We start from the raw sequence: 19,923 nt of genomic DNA, 5'->3' as shown, positions 1-19,923 counted from the left end.
TGGCAAAATGTCCTATGAATAGGTGGTATTTTTTAATTTCTTTATTTTTACTCCCCATATTACCCAAACCGGTTTTAGCCCACGGCGCACAGATTGAATACCAAGAAACTTCCGCCATAACTGTTCGGGCTACTTATGATGACGGTACGCCGATGGCAAACGCTCAAGTAGTGATTTATTCTCCTGAAGATCGCGCTACTCCCTGGCTAAAAGGAACCACCGACTCGCAAGGAAACTTTACATTCGTTCCCGATAGAGAGACTCCTGGTGATTGGGATGTCAAAGTGCGACAATCGGGACACGGTGATATTACCAGCATTCCCATTACAGATGCAAAATCGGCAGCCGAGGTTTCCCAGACTCAAATGACAGTCAACGATGCTAGTAACGCTGGTTATACTTCGGCACAGAAACTAGTAATGGCAGCAGTAGGTGTTTGGGGATTTGTCGGTACGGCTTTGTTCTTTTCCCGGAAAAAAAATCAAAATTAGCAAGCAAAGGGGTTAAAGCTCACGCCCTTTGCTTCCCATTTCCTACTTTCTTTCCTGATGCACATTCCTGACGGTTTTGTTCCTCCCACTATTTGTCTGGCTGGTTACGGGATTTCTGGCGGTATTACTTGGTACTGCTTGCGACAGATTAAGCGCGATCGCCACACTCAAGCTAACATTCCCAAAGCCTCTTTGCTAACGGCAGCTTTCTTTGTGGCTTCTTTAATTCACATTCCCGTACCCCCGAGCAGCATCCATCTAGTTCTCAATGGTACAGTCGGCGCGATCTTGGGTTACTATGCCTTTCCCGCCATTTTAATTAGTTTATTTTTCCAGGCAGTAATGTTCCAGCACGGCGGCTTATCGACTTTAGGCTTGAACGCGATAATTATGGGTCTGCCGGCAATTCTTGCCTATTATTTATTCCGTTTGCGCCATCACTTGCGAGGTAATAAACGATTGTTGACGGCAGTTTTGTCTTTCGGTGCGGGTGCGGGAGCCGTGTTATTGTCTGCCAGTATGTTTGCGATTTTATTAATTACTACTATTTCTCCAGATATAGATGCGGATACCGAAAAAAAGGCAATTCTTTTGTCTCTAACTGGCTATGGGATTCAAGCAGCGATCGAAGGCACATTTACTCTCATGTTAATTTCTTTTCTCGAACGAGTTAAACCCGAATTAATCGAAACCCAGGAGTATGATAATAGTCACTCGATACATAAATAAATGACTTAAATATAAATAATCAATGAAATTAGTTCTCGATCGCTATGCCTATTTAAAATCTCCTTTGCATCGCTGGAAGCAAAGTTATAAACTGGTGGGTTTGTTTGGGTTGATCTTTGCTTTTGCGTTTATCCAGCAGCCGATCTTGTTACCGGCAGCACTAATCGTAACCTGGATTATTTTTCAGCTTTCCAACTTACCATTATCTTTTTTACTATCTCGCTTGCGCTATCCTGGCTTGTTTATTTTAGCGGTAATCATTTTACTGCCTTTCCTGGCTGGCGATACGGTGCTTTTTCGTTGGGGATACTTAGTAATTAGAGAAGAAGGAACTCGGGATGCCTTAATAATTTCGGTACGCTTTTTTTGTATTCTAACTATTAGCATCGTACTGTTTGGTACCGCACCATTTTTAGATACGATAAAAGCAGCACGATCGCTAGGTTTATCGAAAACTATAGTTGATATGACATTACTCGCCTACCGTTATTTAGAAGAACTGGGAGAGATGTTAACTACTATGCAGCGCGCGATGAAATTAAGAGGTTTTCAGCCGCGACAGTTTAGTAGCCGCAACCTGAGAATTTTTGCCCAACTAACTGGGAGTATTTTAATTAGAAGTTACGAACGTTCTCAACGAGTTTATCAAGCAATGATTCTCAGGGGTTATGGTAATTCTAAAACAGCGGTCGTCCCACAAAAATCGAGCAATATTATCGACGATTACTATAGCTTTTGGGCGACGATAATCGCTCTGGCTACTGCTATATTTTTTATAGCAATGTCTGTATTTCTAAGTAGCTAATAGATAAAGATAATCACCGTAAAAATTAGCCTTAAGTAACTAAATGAAAGACTTAATTAAAACTGCTCCCGTACCATCTCTTAAGTCTATGGCTATTTCCATAGATAATTTAGGTTTTAGCTACAGTAAAGAACGGAAAATTTTAACCGAGATAAATTTACAAATAACTAAGGGAGAAACTGTAGGGGCAATCGGTGCTAATGGTGCGGGAAAAACTAGTTTATTTTTGGCAATTTGCGGTATTCTCAATCCTACTCACGGAACGATCGAACTATTCGATCGCCAAGTACAGCCAGGACAGTTCAACCCAGAAATCGGTTTGGTATTTCAAAATCCCGACGATCAGTTATTTTGTCCCACAGTAAGAGATGATATTGCTTTTGGATTAGAAAATCTTGGCTTGTCTGCTGCCGAAATCGACAGACGTATTGATGAGGTACTGAGATTAACCGGGGTATCTCACTTAATCGATCGCATTCCCCATCATCTTTCTGGTGGTGAAAAATGTATGGTAGCGATCGCTGCAGTAATTGCTATGTTACCCCAAATTATTCTCTACGACGAACCCAGTGCCAACTTAGATCTTAGAGCCAGAAGGAGATTGATCGAATTTTTACAGAATTCTCGGGAAACGGTTATCGTAGCTTCTCACGACCTAGAATTAATTTTGGAAGTATGCGATCGCGTAATTTTACTCAATCAAGGACGGATTATCGCCGATGGAATTCCCAGGGAAATTATGAGAAACAAATCGCTAATGGAAGCAAATGGTTTGGAAGTTCCCCATTCTCTGACACATTATCATCGAGAATAAAAGAGTAGAGAACCGAAAGTAACAAGAGAATGACTAATTTACCGCCAAACGAACGGGTAGAGCTTAATGAAGCAGCAGCCCGAGAATTAATGCGCTCGCTATTGGAGAAAGAAGGTAATTGGATAAACTGGGGCAAAAACTGTCAAACCCTTCAAAAATCGGGATATAGCCCTCAAAAAATTTTTGAAGCAACAGGATTTCAAGCCAGCCAGCAAAACTTGGTTATAGTTGCGGCTCAGGTTTACGATACTCTGGTTAAGTCGGAAGTGGAAGAACCAGTCTTAGCTTATTTTCGAGGTCCGAGAAGTGACATTCTATATGAGTTCCGCGTCCTCAACCAAGAACAGAGAGTCGCAGCAAGTCGACTTGCCCACGACAAACAGCTAGATGTAGATGAAGCCCATCAGGTAGCCAAAACTATTCAAGATGTATCTCGTCTATCCCAGATTCCTGAGGCGTTTACCAATCATCCCGGAGATTTGGTAGCTTACTTGAGTTGGAAGCGAACGCGTCAGAAAAAAGATTTGCAGGAGCGATCGCGTTTAATTGCTAAAGGTTTAAAATTTGCCCATTCTCCCAGTGCTAGGACAGCAATAGAAAAGTTATTGAGCGATTTTACCGTAGTTTCCACTGCCACTGCTCCTTTACTACCTCTCTATCGCCTGGAACTAGAAGAAGAATTACCACGCATCGTCCCTTTAGTGGGCACTTATCCTCTTACTCGTCAAGCAATTGAGACAGCAGATTCGGTAAAAATTCAAGAGCCATTTGCCAAAATTCAGGTGACTGGAGGTACTTACGTTCCCGTTCCCGGTTGGCAAGCAGTCTTAAAAGCCCATGACCCTGTAAGTTATTTATGTTCTAGCGATCATCTACCCAAGTCTATCGCGGGCAAAGTCGAGCAGGTACTAGTGATTGTCGATCGCGCTAGCCGTGAATGGGATATTAACAGTTACTTTCTCGTCGAGGTTGACGGCAAACTAGAATTGCAGTGGTTAGAATCTACTCCCAATAATCCTGACTCGATAATCGCTCAGCTAGTTTTGGTGCTGCGACCGAAAAAAATTCTCGATGAGAATAATATTATCGAACCCTGGCAAATGGATGACTAGAAAAGCAGGATCGGGAGTAGCGCTAGGAAAGAGGCACAGGAAAAATTAAGTAGATTAATTATTTTCCTGCCTATACTTACAACAACTTAGTCCTAATAGCTTCAACTCGCTGGCGATTTACTCCTAAATCCGACTGACCCAAACGGGAAGCCGAACGGACGTGGACGACATTAGTAGTTTCATCGCGATAGAATTCGACATCATCGACGAACCCCATTAATTTGCTTTTAAATTCGGCATATAGATAGTTGGGAGTTTCCTCGATGATGGTCGTCCTTTCCATACCTTCGACAACTCGTTTAATTTCAGCTATGGACACTGCTGGTAGAGGCTCGATTTTTGCCTGAGGATCGTCGCTTTGACTGTTGACGCAATTGGGAGTGCCAGGACAAGGCGCTAATTTGCCGTTGTTTACTCCTAAGTTATTGGGTTTTTTTCCTGTAAAGTTAAACATTAATTTAGTCTTTCCTCCTTATGCTGCATTGGCGATCGCAGTTTGGTCGGTTAATAACTCAATTGCTTTTTGATATTGTAAATCTGCTTCCGTACCAATTTGGGTAAAACTAATCGGGTCTTGAGCCACAACCCAATCTGGCATAATTCCCTGTTTGTTAATGTCTTTATGATTGGGGGTTTCGTATTTTGCCACCGTTACCGCTAATCCTGCGCCGTCTGGTAGTTCGAACAAAGACTGAATCAAACCTTTGCCAAAAGTTTTTTCCCCCACTAACATGGCTCGGTCATTATCTTGCAGCGCCCCTGCTAAAATTTCGCTGGCACTAGCACTACCTTGGTTAACTAAAACAACTAAAGGATCTCTAGTCAAAATTGCTCCATCTGCTTCAAAGCTGCCTAGAGTTCCCTGACGATTGACTGTATAAACAATGGTGCTATTTTCTAACCACATTCTGGCAATTTCTACTCCTGCCTGTAGTAAACCGCCAGGATTATTGCGCAGATCGAGTACGTAGGCTTCTGCACCCTGTCGTTCTAGCTGGCTGACTCCGTGAGCGATTTCTTTGGCAGCATTGGCACTAAATTGATTGAGGCGCACGTAACCGATTGCCATGTCGTTATGGTTGTCTAGAGTGATATAAACTGGATTGAGTGAAATGCGATCGCGAATTATTTTTACCGTCCGCACTCGATCTTCCCGTTCTGGATTTGACTTTACCCTCAGTGAAACTTCAGTTCCTATTTGCCCGCGCATTTTAGCTGCGGCTTCGTCTAAAGTAAGGGTTTTGGTACTAACGCCGTCAATTTCTAGGATGCGGTCTTTGGGCTTAATTCCCGCGCCTTCGGCAGGAGAACCTGCTAGAGGAGTTACTACCTCAATTAGTTTGGTTTCTGGGTCGAGATTGATTTGCAGTCCTACTCCCGATAGTTCGCCAGAAGTATTTACCTGTAAACTGCGATACTGTTCGGGTCTGAGTAGTCTAGTAAAGGGATCGTCGAGACTGGACAGCATTTCTTCGATCGCTGCATAAGTTTCGGTGCGATCGTGCAGTGGTTTTTTGACGAATTCTTGACGCATTAACCACCAGTTTTGCTGATTGAAGGTGACATCTAAATAAGCTTGGTTGACAATTCTCCACGATTGCAATAGTAGCTTTTGTTCTTCAGTGAAGGCCCGCGCTTCCGGAACGAACCAAATGAAAGAAGATGATAGATAAACACATACCAGCAATGCGATCCAGAAAGCTTTTTTTACCATGAGATAATAAAATTTTGTTTATTTTATTAGTTTAAGTTTAATTTAACGATTCTGGCTCGATTGTTACCAGTTAGCGAATCGAGATGAGAGCTAAGATATATATAGTTTTGGTGAAAGAGGGAGCGACAAAACCGTGAAAATCTTACTAATACCTTCTGAGAAAAAGACATCACAGCGTAAAGCTATGTTAAATTTTTAATATAAAACATTTGCCTTGATGGCTCTAGTTCCTCTGCGGACTCAAGCAACAAACCTATACTGTTAGTACTTTAGTACGAATCTGCTAACGCCTCTGAGGCACAAAGCCTTGACGTACTAATGAATCTATAATTTAGCCTCAAGTCGCAGCTTAGTTTGCTCTCAAACGATAAATGCTGCGATCGCTCAAAGTCTAGATGACTTTGATAAGCTAATTCGATAAACGATCCATAACTATTTTTTGATAGCTAATTAGACAACCTTCATGTTTTCTAAACAAGTAACTGACTCAAAGCCTTTTAAGTGGTTTGAAGAACGCCTAGAAATTCAGGCGATTTCTGATGACGTAACCAGTAAATACGTACCACCCCATGTTAATATTTTCTATTGCCTCGGTGGGATTACTCTCGTTTGCTTCCTCGTCCAGTTTGCTACTGGATTTTGCATGACTTTTTACTATAAACCCACTGTAACCGAGGCTTTTGCTTCAGTACAGTACCTGATGAATGAAGTAAACTTTGGCTGGTTGATTCGTTCCATTCATCGCTGGTCTGCTAGTATGATGGTTCTAATGATGATCCTCCATACTTTTCGAGTTTATCTGACTGGTGGTTTTAAAAAACCACGGGAATTAACCTGGATCACTGGAGTGATCTTGGCAGTAATCACCGTTACCTTTGGCGTTACTGGTTATTCTCTTCCTTGGGATCAAATTGGTTACTGGGCAGTAAAAATCGTTTCTGGCGTACCCGCAGCAATTCCCGTTGTTGGCGATCAGATGGTAGAACTCTTAAGAGGTGGTGCTAGTGTCGGTCAAGCGACCCTAACTCGCTTCTACAGCCTCCACACCTTCGTTTTACCTTGGTTGATTGCAGTATTCATGTTGCTGCACTTTTTGATGATTCGCAAACAAGGTATTTCTGGACCTTTGTAAATTACATTTAACTTGGCGATAAGTTAATCGCTTGTCGTCTTTTTGCACCTTGGGAGAAAATTACACCAGAGAATTAGTATAATTCTCCCTCAACTTACGATCTCGACCGAATCAGACAGCATGACTCAACTAAGTTAAATTGCTGCTGATTCTCAGTATATAAAGGAGAAAACAATGTCTACTTTAAAAAAGCCTGACCTAACAGACCCTGCATTACGCGCCAAATTGGCAAAGGGCATGGGTCATAACTATTATGGCGAACCTGCATGGCCTAATGACTTACTCTATACTTTCCCGATTGTTATCTTGGGAACTATTGGTTTGCTAGTCACTCTAGCCGTACTAGATCCGGCAATAATTGGCGAACCTGCCAATCCTTTTGCTACTCCCTTAGAAATTCTACCTGAATGGTATTTATACCCCGTATTCCAAATTTTAAGGGTGTTACCTAACAAACTTTTAGGAATTGCCGCACAAGGTGCTATTCCTCTAGGTTTAATGTTGGTTCCTTTTATTGAAAACGTTAATAAGTTTCAAAATCCATTTCGCCGTCCCGTTGCTACTACCGTATTTTTATTCGGTACTTTAGTAACTATCTGGTTGGGAATTGGTGCTACTTATCCCATCGACGAGTCTTTAACTCTTGGTTTATTCTAAGCTTATCGAAATCGTGAGTTTTTAAAGACGCAACGCTTGCGCTTTACTTTAGTTCGATCTCATGGAATTGAATTAAAGCGATCGCAAGCGTTAGTTTTTGTGAAGATTTAGATCGATTGGTTTTATGTTTAACTCTAAAAATCATCCGTTCTGCTTAAAAGCAAGCAACGAAAGGTAATTTCATTTAGTACTTAAGACTGCAATTTTTTTGCCAAAATGAGGACAAATGATTGCGTATGTTTAACTGCTGTCTATAAAGAATGAAGACCAAACAAATTAAAAAAATTATCGGCTGGCTGACTTTATTCGCGATCGCCAGTTTAGTAGTTTTTGGGCTGCGTCAAACGGCGATCGCCCAATTACAGCCAAAAGACTATACAGAATTAGAATTTCCTCCACTTCCCCAAGTCGAACTCCCAGAATACGAACGTTATGAGTTGGATAACGGGACGATTGTCTATCTGCTTGAAGATCGCGATTTACCTCTAGTTCGGGGGATGGCAACCATCGATACGGGTTCGCGTTACGAACCCGCAGATAAGGTAGGGTTGGCATCAATAACTGGTACCTTGATGCGTAGCGGTGGTACGGAAAATCATCCGGCAGAAAAATTAAACTCGCTTTTGGAACAGAACGCAGCAAGCATCGAAACGGGAATTGGTAAGGCTTCGGGTAGTGCCAGCTTTAACAGCTTAACTGAAGATTTAGATACGGTATTTCAACTATTCGCCGAAGTAATTCGTCAACCTGCATTTGCTCCCGCTAAGTTTGATTTGGCAATCGCTCAAGCCAAAGGTGAGATCGCTCGGCGCAATGACAATCCTGGAGATATTGCCGAACGAGAATTTGATAAATTAATTTATGGCGCGAACAGTCCTTATGCTCGTACCGTTGAATATGAAACGCTAAATAATATTACTCGTGAGGACGTAGTTAATTTTTATCGGCAATATATTCGTCCCGAGGACATTATTTTAGGTATTGTCGGTGATTTTGACTCTGAAGCAATGAAAGCCCGAATTGCAGAGGCTTTTGGAGATTGGAACCCGAACTCTACGTCGGCACCGCTAAACATTCCCACTGCAACTCAGGCATACAGTGACGGTTTATTTTTGGTCGATCGCCCTCAACTGACCCAAAGCAACGTCCTAATCGGTCACTTAGGCGGTAAATTTAACAATCCCGATTATCCCACTCTCAGCGTTTTAAATGGAGTATTAAATGGTTTTAGCGGACGCTTATTTAATGAAGTGCGATCGCGTCAGGGACTAGCTTACAGTGTCTATGCTTATTGGAGTCCCAACTATGACTATGACGGTACCTTTATCGCGGGAGGACAAACTCAATCCAACACGACCGTACCTTTTATTCAGTCAATTTTAGGCGAAATCGAACAGCTACGTACGACTCCCATCACCGAAGCGGATTTGGCTAATGCTAAAGAATCAATCCTCAATTCTTTCGTGTTTAATTTTCAAACTCCCGATGCAACTCTATCCCGTCTGATGCGTTACGAATATTTCGGTTATCCAGAAGACTTTATTTTTCAGTATCAAAATGGGGTTAAAAATACCACAGTTGCCGATATTCAACGAGTCGCCCGAAAACATTTGCAACCAGAGAAAATAGTTACTTTAGTTGTCGGTAACTCTCAAGCGATCGAGCCACCACTTACCAGTTTAAATAAAGATATAGAAACTCTAGATATTTCTATACCCCAACAATCTTAATAGTAGTTCGTTCTCGTGGGGGAGTTTCGCAAAACGCCCTTGCGATATTTTTGTGTTGGGTTTTATGCTGATATCTGACTATTACTCTGTATTTACTCCAAACTTTAAGCTCTATAATACTTACTATAAATCCACTTACTATAAATCCTACTGAGAACGGTGCTCCCTCATATGGACAAGTTATACCAATCTTTAACTTTCTCTTGCGATCGTAGTAGGTGTGAAAGTGCATCTGTTTGCGGACTAGTTCTAATTCGGATGGATTAATGCTAAACTCTCAGAAAAAAATAAAAGCTGCAAGCCAGACAACTATGCAGCGTTCGAAGAAATAACAAACTTACTTAGATTGATTAACTTTGAGCTACAGTTTCGCTTTCTTTCGCCAAAAACTTCTCTAATTCAGTTAGAGCATCCGCATCAACTTTGGTCTGCATCGGACAGAATTTAGGTCCACACATCGAGCAAAATTCAGCAGTTTTATAGATATCTGCGGGGAGAGTTTCGTCGTGATATTCTCTAGCGCGTTCTGGATCTAGAGATAGTTCGAACTGGCGTTCCCAGTCAAAGTTGTAACGTGCTTTAGAAAGTTCGTCATCTCTATCTCTAGCACCGCGACGGTGACGGGCAATATCAGCCGCATGAGCCGCAATTTTATAAGCAATTAAGCCACTGCGGACATCTTCAGCGTTGGGTAATCCCAAGTGTTCTTTAGGAGTTACATAGCACAGCATTGCCGTACCGTACCAGCCAGCCATTGCCGCCCCGATCGCTGAAGTGATATGATCGTAACCTGGTGCAATATCGGTTACTAAAGGACCGAGTACATAAAAAGGTGCTTCGCTGCACTCTTCCATTTGTTTTTTGACGTTAAACTCGATCCGATCCATCGGTACGTGTCCGGGACCTTCTACCATTACCTGTACGTCATGTTTCCACGCGCGACGGGTTAGTTCTCCTAAAGTTTTTAGTTCGGCTAATTGCGCCTCGTCAGAAGCATCGTGAGTACAGCCCGGACGTAGTGAATCGCCTAAACTAAAAGAAACATCGTATTTTTTAAAGATTTCAATAATATCGTCGAAATGGGTGTAAAGAGGATTTTGCTTGTGGTGGTGCAACATCCATTTGGCAATAATACCGCCGCCGCGAGAGACAATTCCAGTTAGGCGATTTCTTACCAAAGGTAAGTACTCAATCAGGATACCTGCATGAATTGTCATGTAGTCTACACCCTGCCGAGCGTGCTTTTCAATAATATGGAGAAAATCCTCAGCAGTAAGATTTTCAATGCTACCGTGTACGCTTTCTAAAGCTTGATAAATTGGTACCGTACCGATAGGTACAGGAGAAGCATTGATAATTGCTTGGCGAATTTCGTCGAGATTACCTCCACCAGTAGAAAGATCCATCACGGTATCGGCACCATATTTAACTGCCAGATTTAACTTGGCTACTTCTTCATTGATGTCGGAAGAATTAGGAGAAGCACCAATGTTAGCGTTTACTTTGCAAGAAGAAGCGATACCAATACACATCGGCTCTAAGTTAACGTGATTGATATTTGCCGGGATAATCATTCTACCCCGTGCCACTTCATCGCGAATCAAGTCTACAGCTAAATTTTCACGTTTGGCAACATAATGCATCTCTTCGGTGATCTTTCCCTGACGAGCGTAGTGCATCTGGGATACGTTACCTTGTCCCCGTCGCTTGGCGACCCATTCTTGTCTCATATTATATTTTTCCTCAATAAACAGCTTCCCTTACGCTGGTTCTAACCAGATCAGGTTCTGAGGGTATATCTCAGCCACTATCAGCATCGGGCACCCCTAGCTTATTAAAGGATTCTAGCACTATTTAGGAGAGGGGATTGTTATGAGGATCTTAAGATATTCAAGCAACAACAAAAACTCCTAGAAAAAGTTCGGTAGAGTTAATATGCTCGATTTCTAGAAGCGTTGCAAAATTTAGCTTGATTTTAAAGAATAACTTTAGCGGGGTCTAGCTTTATTGACTTTTAATTCCCGTCCCATCCATTCTGCACCGTTTAGGGTAGCAATTGCTTTGTCTTCTGCAGCTTCGCTGTCTAATTCTACAAAGCCAAAACCTCTGACGCGACCAGTCTCTCGGTCTGTCGGTAGATGAACCCTTTTAACAGCTCCGTATTCAGCGAATACTTCGCTAAGATCTTCTTTGTTAATCTCATAGTTGAGATTGCCTACGTAAATTGACATAAATTTCTAATTGCCTTCTCACTGATTGTTGTGTTTCGAGAGACAAGATTACTCGGAAAAAGAACTAGCTCAATACTTCGCGGAAAAACTCAATACTGAAATGCAAACTTAATCGTTAATCTTTTAATTCTCACTGATTTATCATAGCCTTTGGAAAAGGCAAATGTGACTCGCTTAACAAAACTTAAATTAACTAAAAGTAAGAAAGCCAACCGTAACTTTAGTCTAAAAGCGTAATAGTTCTGGTTGATAGTTGTCGGGAGTTGGTTCTACTTGCCAAATCAAACCTTCCCCAGCATCCAAGCCTACTTCTAAGTAAAGTTGTTCTACGGCTGCGATCGCGACATCTTCGTTATCGGCAAAATCCTGCATATCTTCAGTTAGCAGTCTGAGTTTAAAACCTGCAGGAATCGTACCGCCTAAGAGGAGACTGCGTAATTCGAAGCGCCACATTCCTAGTTCTTCAACTACGGGAAAAATTTTCAGTTCGTAAGGACGTTCTTCAACGGTAATTTGTTTGGCTAGAGCAAATGCGGTGTTATTTTCGGTGGCGGCATCTCTAGCACCAACCATACTGGGTTGAAACTGAATTTGTCGCCAACCCAAGTTTTCAGCTACCCTGGTTACTTCTTCAGACAAACTAGCTACCTCGTTTTGCAACCACTGCATTACCGAAATAGTTCGAACTGCGCCGCGTCTGCGAGCGACTAAACTTCCACACCAATTAGAATTTTGAATTAAAGCAGCCCAGGTTTCAAAAGGAATTGCCAGTCTGGGTAATAATTGATTGGGATCGCCCAAACGTTGAATTAAGTTATTTGCTCGTGCGGTGGAAATTTCTGGTAAAGCTGCAATTGCTGCTTGAGTCGATTCATCGGGACATAGTTCTCGGGCTACCCAGAGTACATCCAAATCAACAATCATTTCTTCTTCGGTTAGAGTATAGCTGCGATCGCTGCTACTATAAACTCCAGAATCTTTGAGTTTTTCGTGGGTAGTATATCCCCAAACTCTCAAATAGCCTTCATCTACGTTTACCTGTACGGCTAAATAATAGTCTGCCGCCCAGTTAGGAATATCGAGCCATTCTCGGGCAACTCTAAATTCGCTGACGTCTTCTGTTTCAGAAGGAATCAATACTAGTTTGGCATCTCCATAGGTAATGGAAGTACCGTTGACTAGTTCCCAAATATTTTCTCGAACAGTTTGACTCATCGAAGCTTTGACCGTAACCCCTTCTGACTCTGACTGTAACCAAGGTAAAAAAGTCGCCAAAATAACTCGATTGAAATAAGATTGCCAACGGCTACTGGGAGTAGCTGCGGTTTGTGTTTGATTCCAACTAGATTCTCGAGTAGAATCTGGCAGTTCGAGAACCAAATGAGCGGGATTAAAAAGATTAGTTGCAGTCATGAGAGGATACCTGATTAATTGTTTTAATTGTTGTCGTTTATCGGTCGTTGCTGTAGTAAGTAGCTAACCATTCTTCTAGTAATGAGCTAATGTTTTTCAGTACGTCCGAGGTCAGGGTTATATGCATGGTATCCTTACTCCAGCAAGCCAACGATTTTAGTAAGCTTTTTCTGGTTCGAGATAGTTGTCGCGAGATATTGTATTGCTGGGTATCGAGTCTTTTAGCTATCTGAGATTGTTTTAATTTCTGAGCATAATAAAGTTCTAATAATTCCCGTTCCTCCGAATTCAAGGCTTCTATACTCGCCGTTAAAACTCGATCGAGCTCTTTTTGCTGCTGGCTGCGATGAGCGACTTCTTCATTGACAATCGCCTCGGTTAAAAGAGAATCATCTACCTCCCCCACCAAACTATCGGCCATGGTTCCAGAGTCATATCCCGGTTTGGGTTTATCGATTGAGGTGACGTTGGGAAATAAATAGGAACGAGCTGCTCTAACACAGGCTAGCATTGCTTTCTCCATGCTTTCAGGAGTGGCGGGGTTACTAAGAGAAGATAATTGGGTGTGTCGCTCGCTATTGTAAAGTTTGGCGATCGCCTCCCAGGTTTCTGGCTGCGGCTTAGGTAGTTTCCGTGTCGAGTTAGACTGTTGTGGTACGTAAATAGTTTTTAAACAGTTCCAGGCTAAGATGTAGCTGTCAATAGTTTTATCATTTAGTCCTGCATTAGCCAAAGCTTCGCTCAGCTTTTTTTGACTGAGTTTGCGCAATAAAGACCAGTCAGAACAAATATCGATTTCTCGTTGTTGACGCAGAAGCTCGCGAATTATATTACTAAAAGTAATACTAGCATAGCTTTTAAGATTGAATCCGCGCTCGCGATCGAATCCCTTGAGAACTCGTTCGATTTCTAGAATTGCTAGCTGAAAACAGTCGGCAATCCCATATTGAGCACTAGTAAAACCAGTTATAGTTTTGTGTGCTGACCAATAGCAAACCTCTTGCAAACCGGCAGTTAAATGCTGTTTTGCCAAACTTTGGGGACTTTCTTGCCAAATTTTATGCCAATATAACGCCCAAAAATTTTCTGAACCTCGAGCTACTTGGCTCGTGTGCTGTTTCATACTACGACGCAAACGAGGATCGGTTGCCCAACTGTTAAAGCGATCGCAGTCAAACTGAACGAAAGTAGAAAAAATAGTAACTATATCTTGGCGAGGAAGCATCGAGCGATAGACCAATAAAATAAAATATAAGTATTACAGTTCTTTTATCCTAACTCCAAAGTAAGCCCGAAAATTTCCCACCTACTCAATTCTCAGTTTTCCCGAACACCCAACAGTGGCGATCTCCAAAATGAACCAACAACTTCGAACCAACAACTTCGACATATTCGACATATTTAAACATTTTATTTTATTGGTTTGAGTAACCTTAAAGCGATCGCGCTCCAAGCAATGGGAGCTTGAAATCTTATTCGAATAGTTTAAAAGTAAAAGATCGATAGTATATTATATTCGGATTGTGATTGGTAATTTTTCGTGTCCAAAGCATTAACTTGGTGGGAATTATTTCAGCTCTCTTGTCAGGGAGTCGCCAGAAATAAAAGCCGCATCTGGAAAATTTCTCTTCAGCAAGGGCAAAAAACTGGCGGTTGGGTAGGTAGTCTGCTGGCGATCGCGCTGATGTGGTGGTGGAACTGGAAATTGCTTCTGGCTACAGGGGTAGGGATTGGAATGATGCTGCTAGCATTTTTGGTACAAGCTCGAAGTTGGCAGCAACATTGGGCACGATGGCAGCGTGTTTTGAGTGGCTTGAATCGCAAGTTGATTGTAGCTGTAAGTAGCGGAAGTTTTGCAGCTTTTGGTATTTATTTAGCAGCTTGCATCTGGGCTAATTCAGAGAATCGCTGGTTAGCGGTGGGTTGTATTTTAGAGGGTTTTGCTAGCTTAATTACTTTATTGTTACTCGTTTGGTCTGTGGCTGGGAATCAGGAACGCTACCGAGAGGATAAATGGGAAAAACTAGAGGCAGATTTAACTCATAGCCAGCCATTAAAGCGTTTGATTGCTATCCGTCAGTTAACACGTTTACTGCGGACTAAGGGTTTGCCTCCAGAATGTTCTCGGCACTGCAGCGAATATTACCGTTTGATGTTGAGTCAAAACCAAGTGCCTATAGTACGCCAAGCTTTAATCGATAGTTTAGAACAACTGGAAATTAACACCACTACCTGGCAAGAATCTACATCTCTCAAACTATCCCTGCGTTTACCAACAAATTTTTTAAAAGAACTCGACAGTTATTAATAATCAACCCTAGTAGGCGCGATCGCTTTGAGGAAAAAAATCTCCTGGAAAATGAAACTGCAATAAATTTTATCTCCCTCGAATTGTATGAAAAAAGGTAAGTTTAAGCAATTGTCAAACGTTTTTACCGAATAAAGTACGTTTCTGAACTAAAATTTTAAGGAAAATATTTTAAAAGTAAAGATTTTTCAAGAGATAAAATATGTACGTCGTACAGATTGCTTCTGAATGTGCTCCCGTAATTAAAGCTGGCGGTTTGGGAGATGTAGTATTCGGATTGAGTAGAGAATTAGAAAATAAAGGACATTGTGTCGAGCTAATTTTACCCATGTATGACTGCATGAGATACGACCATATCTGGGGTCTTCACGATGCCTATCGCGATCTCTTCGTTCCTTGGTATGGTGGCGAAATTCACTGTTCGGTATTTTGCGGTTGGGTACATGGTAGACTTTGTTTCTTTATTCAACCTCATAGTGACGATCGCTTTTTCGATCGCGGTTACTACTATGGTGGATATGAAGATCCAATGCGCTTTGCTTTCTTCAGTAAAGCGGCTTTAGAATTCTTGCTTAAAAGTAACAAACGACCAGACATTATTCACTGTCACGATTGGCAAACTGGTTTGATTCCCGTGATGCTTTACGAAATGTATCAATATTACGGTATGGAATGCCAGCGAGTTTGTTATACCATTCATAACTTCAAACATCAGGGAGTTGCAGGAGTTGAAGTTTTACACGGCACTGGACTAAATCGAGAGTCCTATTATTTCCACTACGATCGCCTGCAAGATAACTTCAATCCTTTTGCGATTAACTTTATGAAAGGCGGTGTGGTCTACTCCAACTTTGTAAATACCGTTTCTCCCCATCACGCCTGGGAAGCTCGCTTTACTGACGTAGGCTATGGTTTGGGTCATACTTTAGAGATTCATCAGGACAAATTTTCTGGCTTTCTTAACGGTATAGATTACAATACCTGGAACCCCGAAGCCGACCATCTGATTCCCTATGCCTATAGTCCAGATAACCTGGCAGGAAAAGCCAAAAATAAACAAGCTTTGCGGGATAAATTACTGCTACAAGATTCTTCTAAACCAATAGTTGCTTATATCGGACGTTTGGACGATCAAAAAGGCGTACATCTGGTACATCATGCCATTTACTATGCCCTCGCTCGCGATGCCCAATTCGTTCTTTTGGGTTCGGGAACTTCAGTAGACATTAATAATTGGTTTCTACACGAAAAGCGTTTTCTCAACGACCATCCCGACGCTCATTTAGAAATTGGCTTTAACGAAGAATTAGCACATTTAATCTACGCGGGTGCAGATTTGATGGTGGTTCCTAGCAATTTCGAACCATGTGGACTAACTCAGTTAATTAGCTTGAAGTACGGCACTGTTCCTATCGTTCGTGGAGTCGGCGGTTTGCTGAGTACGGTGTTCGATCGCGACTACGAGCTCGATCGTGCCCCAGAAAAACGCAACGGCTATGTTTTCTACCAAACCGACCATCATGCTTTAGAATCGGCTATGGAAAGAGCAATTGGTTTGTATTATGAATATCCCAAAGAATTTGAAAAGCTAATTCAACAGGGTATGGAATACGACTACTCTTGGCAACATTCTGTGATGCAATACGAAAATGCTTATGAATTTATTCGTTATAAATAATTTGAGTGGCTATTTCATTTTCGCGCATCTAGAGAATAAATTCTCTGTCTAAATATATTTAGTTAGTTATTTAGTTAGTCTCCTCTAAACGTCGGAGATCGAGTTCGAATTTCACCGCGATCGCGTCAATAATTGCTTGTTGTTTGGAGGTAATTTCACCGTCGTTGGCTCTAGCGATGGCGTAGCATCTACTCAACGCTAGCGGTGCAAAATCAGGAGAGAGTTTGGCAAGTAAAGATTCAAAAGGCTCGAGATTTTCTAAATTAGTTGAAATTTCTTTAACCGAATCAGGAGAAATGTCAATTTTGGGCAGAATTTCCGACCAAGAATTCTCCGGATAGGTGGCTCGAATCATATGGGCGAGAATGCGATTGATGATTTGCGATTGAGCGAGGGCAGAATTCCAATCTGCTGCTGTCTGAGTTTCCCAAGCTTGAGTGGTTCCCTCATCACCAAATGGCTGATATTTGCCTTCATAGAAACGACAAGCAGTCCTACCCAAGACATAGAGTAAAGCAGCATCGCTAGAAGCACCTATGACTGCACCGATTCCTGGAATAATTTCTACCAAACTCAAGCCAGTTTTCAAAAAATTACCACCCAGAGATAAGCCAAAAATTGCCAGAACCTCACCTCTTCTTGCTGGTTCATCTAGTTCCAAACCATAGGCGGCAGCAATTTCGTAGACCATCTTCGACTGTAATTTGGTAGTAGCAATTAATTCTACTCCAAGTAAGATAGCGGCTACAGGAGGAATGATATTAGTTATCAATCCCAATCTTCCTGCTTGCCAAGTTTTGCGAACGATTAAACGATGGGCAATTTGACTAGCTGTTTCTTGAGGATATTGGATTCTCAGACTATCGACTGTAGCTCTTACTTCTTCAGTATTAACCTGACCGAGTAGAGTCATCAGCCAGTCTAAACCAAAAATGCGATCGATTCCTTGAAGTAAAGGATTGCCAGCAATAGCTTTTAAAGTCTGTCCCGTTTGCGCGGTGGCGAGCTCGAGTAACTTGTGAGACTCTATTGCTGCTTGTTCGGTAACGTTTCCTAAAGAACTAGCTGTTTCTATCGTCGTTTCGACCAAACTCCAGGTATTTTCAAATACTTGTTCTAAAGGATGTTTCTGAGAAGGTTTTTCTGTTTTATTGTCTATCGGCGATGATTCTATGTCTATCATTACACTCCATAATCAAAACTTCATAAAAAATAATTAGGTGAGTATTGCTCACCTAAGTCTACGATACATACAGATTTTCTTGATTGCGTTAATGCGCTCTTTGACGATTGTATCGGCGTATGATTTTCTTTTTTAACCAGTTAAAGCAAGCTTCGCCTTGATGAACGGGAACTAATACTATGGATACTTATGTATTTCTCATTAAATTTCTTTAATTGGTTAAATTTTGGAAAAATTTATTTGCTTTTTCTTCTATGCTAGGGGCATTAGTTTCTTCGGGAGTAACCATTTTTTCCTTATCTGCTTCACCTTGTACCGCATTGGGACTGTTTTTGGCTTTTTCGGTAACTTCTTCAATTCCACGAGGATTAGATTTAGCTACGTCATCTGATTCTTTTTGAATTTTATTTAAATTAGCTTCTCCTTCCCTAGGATTGCTATTATCGATTGCCTGAGCTGGCAAAACGCTAGAAAACACGAGTAGAGTGCAAACAAATGCCGCGATTAGAAAACGTAATGATGTTTGAAAAAAACTCTTAAATCTAGTCAATATCATGTTTTTGACCTCAATTATATTTTGATTATAAATTCGATCTTAACTATCCTAAAATACTATGACATCTTTCGTATGAAGTAAATTTGTTAACTCCTATTTTCTAAATTTACAGCATATCGAGCTGGTTTTCCGTTTATATTATCGATCTTAGTTAATTAATTTCTGTTGTTAAATAACATAAACTTATCTGTTGCCAAAACTACTAGTTTAATTAAAGCTATCCAGATTTTTGGAGAAGTTATCCCTAGCCGCTAGTACCCAGACGATGATTGGGTGCATTTTTTCAAGTTTTCGTAAAATAAATTTACAACTATCTTTCTTATGGCAGAAGTCTCCACCCGAACTTGGTAGATATCTTAAATATATGTTTTGTATTAGTTAATAAGTTGCCGTAGCACGAGAGCTAGGCGATTGGGCAAGGAGAAAGACCAATGGATCGTGATTTTTTTAACCTTACAGATAGTACTCAATTGACTATAGAGCAAGAGTTTCAAATGAAGCTATTCGAGCAGTCTGCAGAAAGAATGTCTCACGAACAGGCTCTATCTTTATTGATGGAAGCTTCTAAGTTGCTCATGGTCAAGGATAATATTATTAAAGAATTGATGAGGCAAAATCTGTCTAATTACTAAGTTAAGCTTGACCTTGGTAGTTAAAAACTTGAAGTTTTAGTTTTTATTTATATCTAAAGAGATATAAATGCAAGACTTTAATTACAACTAATTGACGATGAAAAAATATGTCTGTGTTTTTTACGATGGTAGTAGTTTCGTCTAAAAGTTAAGGATAAAAACTTTGAATTATGAATATGGATAATCACTACGATGAAAAAACTACTAGAGATACCGCTAATGAAGGGGATATCATCGATGAATCTAAAAGCAAAGAAGAAAAAGCCGAGCAAGTAGCAGTAGAAAGCTGGGATATTGCCGGTAAAGTCGAAACTCCCGCATATTTTGAAGTTGAAACCGAAGATGGAGAAAAAGAAGAACTCCATCACGTCAAAGATGCACAGGAAATTTCTGATGTGGTTCGGCAAGCTAGAACTGATGAGAAAGGCGATCGCCAGTGGTGGTAAAATAGAAAGCTTAGAATAATTTAAATTTAATCTACCATCACCTCTAAGACTGTTCGATACCAGTCTCGGGGGATTTTTTTTGTTAAAGATACGGCACAATATAATGTTAAATCTAATCTAGTATAGCGGTTCTCAAATCAGTGAGATACACTTATTAAAATTTTAATAGGGAAACTGGAATGAAAGCCTATTCACTCGATTTCAGACAGAAAATTATTGATGTCTACAACAAAGAGAAAATTTCTCAGCGTCAATTAGCTAAAAGGTTTGATGTCGCTTTAAGTTTTATTTT

At 41.0% G+C, this 19,923-nt stretch carries 20 protein-coding genes and 1 riboswitch; of the genes, 12 read left to right on the top strand and 8 right to left on the bottom strand.

Annotated elements, in window-relative coordinates:
• The first annotated feature begins 14 nt into the window (after positions 1-14).
• The 5 genes from ACLFKQ_RS20360 to ACLFKQ_RS20340 are packed head-to-tail and all read left to right on the top strand — an operon-like array spanning position 15 to position 3,951.
• Entirely contained in the window at positions 15-491 is a 477-nt protein-coding gene (locus ACLFKQ_RS20360) for a carboxypeptidase-like regulatory domain-containing protein (RefSeq protein WP_449001583.1), read from the top strand.
• Positions 492-548: 57 nt separating this feature from the next.
• The gene (cbiM, locus tag ACLFKQ_RS20355) at positions 549-1,220 is read left to right on the top strand and encodes a cobalt transporter CbiM (protein ID WP_449001582.1); all 672 of its coding nucleotides are present in this window, start codon (positions 549-551) and stop codon (positions 1,218-1,220) included.
• 22 nt (positions 1,221-1,242) lie between these two features.
• Positions 1,243-2,025, top strand: coding sequence for a cobalt ECF transporter T component CbiQ (gene cbiQ, locus ACLFKQ_RS20350; protein ID WP_449001581.1), 783 nt, complete (start codon positions 1,243-1,245; stop codon positions 2,023-2,025).
• A 43-nt stretch (positions 2,026-2,068) separates the two neighbouring features.
• A complete protein-coding gene (locus ACLFKQ_RS20345) occupies positions 2,069-2,839 on the top strand; it encodes an energy-coupling factor ABC transporter ATP-binding protein (RefSeq protein ID WP_449001580.1) in 771 nt (256 codons plus the stop codon).
• Positions 2,840-2,868: 29 nt separating this feature from the next.
• Positions 2,869-3,951 (top strand): RuBisCO accumulation factor 1, encoded by a 1,083-nt coding sequence (locus ACLFKQ_RS20340; protein ID WP_449001579.1) that lies wholly within the window; start codon positions 2,869-2,871, stop codon positions 3,949-3,951.
• 76 nt (positions 3,952-4,027) lie between these two features.
• Here the strand turns inward: ACLFKQ_RS20340 and ACLFKQ_RS20335 are convergent, their stop codons facing one another.
• Together ACLFKQ_RS20335 and ctpA are read right to left on the bottom strand one after the other, a co-directional pair.
• Positions 4,028-4,405 (bottom strand): DUF1499 domain-containing protein, encoded by a 378-nt coding sequence (locus ACLFKQ_RS20335; RefSeq protein ID WP_449001578.1) that lies wholly within the window; start codon positions 4,403-4,405, stop codon positions 4,028-4,030.
• 18 nt (positions 4,406-4,423) lie between these two features.
• Positions 4,424-5,665, bottom strand: a complete 1,242-nt coding sequence (gene ctpA, locus ACLFKQ_RS20330) for a carboxyl-terminal processing protease CtpA (protein WP_449001577.1) — start codon at positions 5,663-5,665, stop codon at positions 4,424-4,426.
• A 463-nt stretch (positions 5,666-6,128) separates the two neighbouring features.
• Between ctpA and petB the strand changes: the two genes are divergently transcribed.
• From petB to ACLFKQ_RS20315, 3 genes are all read left to right on the top strand, one after another.
• Positions 6,129-6,797: a cytochrome b6 gene (gene petB, locus ACLFKQ_RS20325; RefSeq protein WP_449001576.1), complete on the top strand. Its 669-nt coding sequence runs from the start codon at positions 6,129-6,131 to the stop codon at positions 6,795-6,797.
• A gap of 174 nt (positions 6,798-6,971) precedes the next feature.
• A complete protein-coding gene (gene petD / locus ACLFKQ_RS20320) occupies positions 6,972-7,454 on the top strand; it encodes a cytochrome b6-f complex subunit IV (protein ID WP_449001575.1) in 483 nt (160 codons plus the stop codon).
• Positions 7,455-7,714: 260 nt separating this feature from the next.
• Positions 7,715-9,184: a M16 family metallopeptidase gene (locus ACLFKQ_RS20315; RefSeq protein ID WP_449001574.1), complete on the top strand. Its 1,470-nt coding sequence runs from the start codon at positions 7,715-7,717 to the stop codon at positions 9,182-9,184.
• 350 nt (positions 9,185-9,534) lie between these two features.
• On the opposite strand, the gene thiC is transcribed toward ACLFKQ_RS20315, so the two are convergent.
• From thiC to ACLFKQ_RS20295, 4 genes are all read right to left on the bottom strand, one after another.
• A complete protein-coding gene (gene thiC / locus ACLFKQ_RS20310) occupies positions 9,535-10,914 on the bottom strand; it encodes a phosphomethylpyrimidine synthase (protein ID WP_449001573.1) in 1,380 nt (459 codons plus the stop codon).
• Between the two features lie 9 nt (positions 10,915-10,923).
• Positions 10,924-11,022: riboswitch (TPP riboswitch) on the bottom strand.
• Positions 11,023-11,172: 150 nt separating this feature from the next.
• Positions 11,173-11,415: an RNA recognition motif domain-containing protein gene (locus tag ACLFKQ_RS20305; RefSeq protein ID WP_449001572.1), complete on the bottom strand. Its 243-nt coding sequence runs from the start codon at positions 11,413-11,415 to the stop codon at positions 11,173-11,175.
• A gap of 225 nt (positions 11,416-11,640) precedes the next feature.
• Positions 11,641-12,828: a DUF1822 family protein gene (locus ACLFKQ_RS20300; protein WP_449001571.1), complete on the bottom strand. Its 1,188-nt coding sequence runs from the start codon at positions 12,826-12,828 to the stop codon at positions 11,641-11,643.
• Between the two features lie 37 nt (positions 12,829-12,865).
• Positions 12,866-14,053 carry a sigma-70 family RNA polymerase sigma factor gene (locus tag ACLFKQ_RS20295; protein ID WP_449001570.1) on the bottom strand — a complete coding sequence of 396 codons (1,188 nt, stop codon included), beginning with the start codon at positions 14,051-14,053 and terminating at the stop codon, positions 12,866-12,868.
• Positions 14,054-14,368: 315 nt separating this feature from the next.
• On the opposite strand from ACLFKQ_RS20295, the gene ACLFKQ_RS20290 reads away from it, so the two are divergent.
• Together ACLFKQ_RS20290 and glgA are read left to right on the top strand one after the other, a co-directional pair.
• Positions 14,369-15,136, top strand: a complete 768-nt coding sequence (locus tag ACLFKQ_RS20290) for an ATP synthase subunit I (RefSeq protein WP_449001569.1) — start codon at positions 14,369-14,371, stop codon at positions 15,134-15,136.
• 202 nt (positions 15,137-15,338) lie between these two features.
• Positions 15,339-16,814 (top strand): glycogen synthase GlgA, encoded by a 1,476-nt coding sequence (glgA, locus tag ACLFKQ_RS20285; protein WP_449001568.1) that lies wholly within the window; start codon positions 15,339-15,341, stop codon positions 16,812-16,814.
• Positions 16,815-16,884: 70 nt separating this feature from the next.
• On the opposite strand, the gene ACLFKQ_RS20280 is transcribed toward glgA, so the two are convergent.
• Together ACLFKQ_RS20280 and ACLFKQ_RS20275 are read right to left on the bottom strand one after the other, a co-directional pair.
• Positions 16,885-17,997: a YcjF family protein gene (locus ACLFKQ_RS20280; protein ID WP_449001567.1), complete on the bottom strand. Its 1,113-nt coding sequence runs from the start codon at positions 17,995-17,997 to the stop codon at positions 16,885-16,887.
• 211 nt (positions 17,998-18,208) lie between these two features.
• Positions 18,209-18,475, bottom strand: a complete 267-nt coding sequence (locus tag ACLFKQ_RS20275) for a hypothetical protein (RefSeq protein WP_449001566.1) — start codon at positions 18,473-18,475, stop codon at positions 18,209-18,211.
• A gap of 509 nt (positions 18,476-18,984) precedes the next feature.
• Between ACLFKQ_RS20275 and ACLFKQ_RS20270 the strand changes: the two genes are divergently transcribed.
• Both ACLFKQ_RS20270 and ACLFKQ_RS20265 read left to right on the top strand, forming a co-directional pair.
• A complete protein-coding gene (locus ACLFKQ_RS20270; protein ID WP_449001565.1) occupies positions 18,985-19,185 on the top strand; it encodes an NblA/ycf18 family protein in 201 nt (66 codons plus the stop codon).
• 176 nt (positions 19,186-19,361) lie between these two features.
• Complete coding sequence (locus ACLFKQ_RS20265; protein ID WP_449001779.1) at positions 19,362-19,631, top strand: hypothetical protein; 270 nt, start codon at positions 19,362-19,364, stop codon at positions 19,629-19,631.
• The last annotated feature ends 292 nt before the right edge of the window (positions 19,632-19,923 follow it).

The sequence above is a fragment of the Myxosarcina sp. GI1(2024) genome, assembly GCF_053543375.1.
The sequence above is the reverse complement of the archived record's forward strand: the minus strand, read 5'-3'. Positions and strand labels throughout refer to the sequence as shown.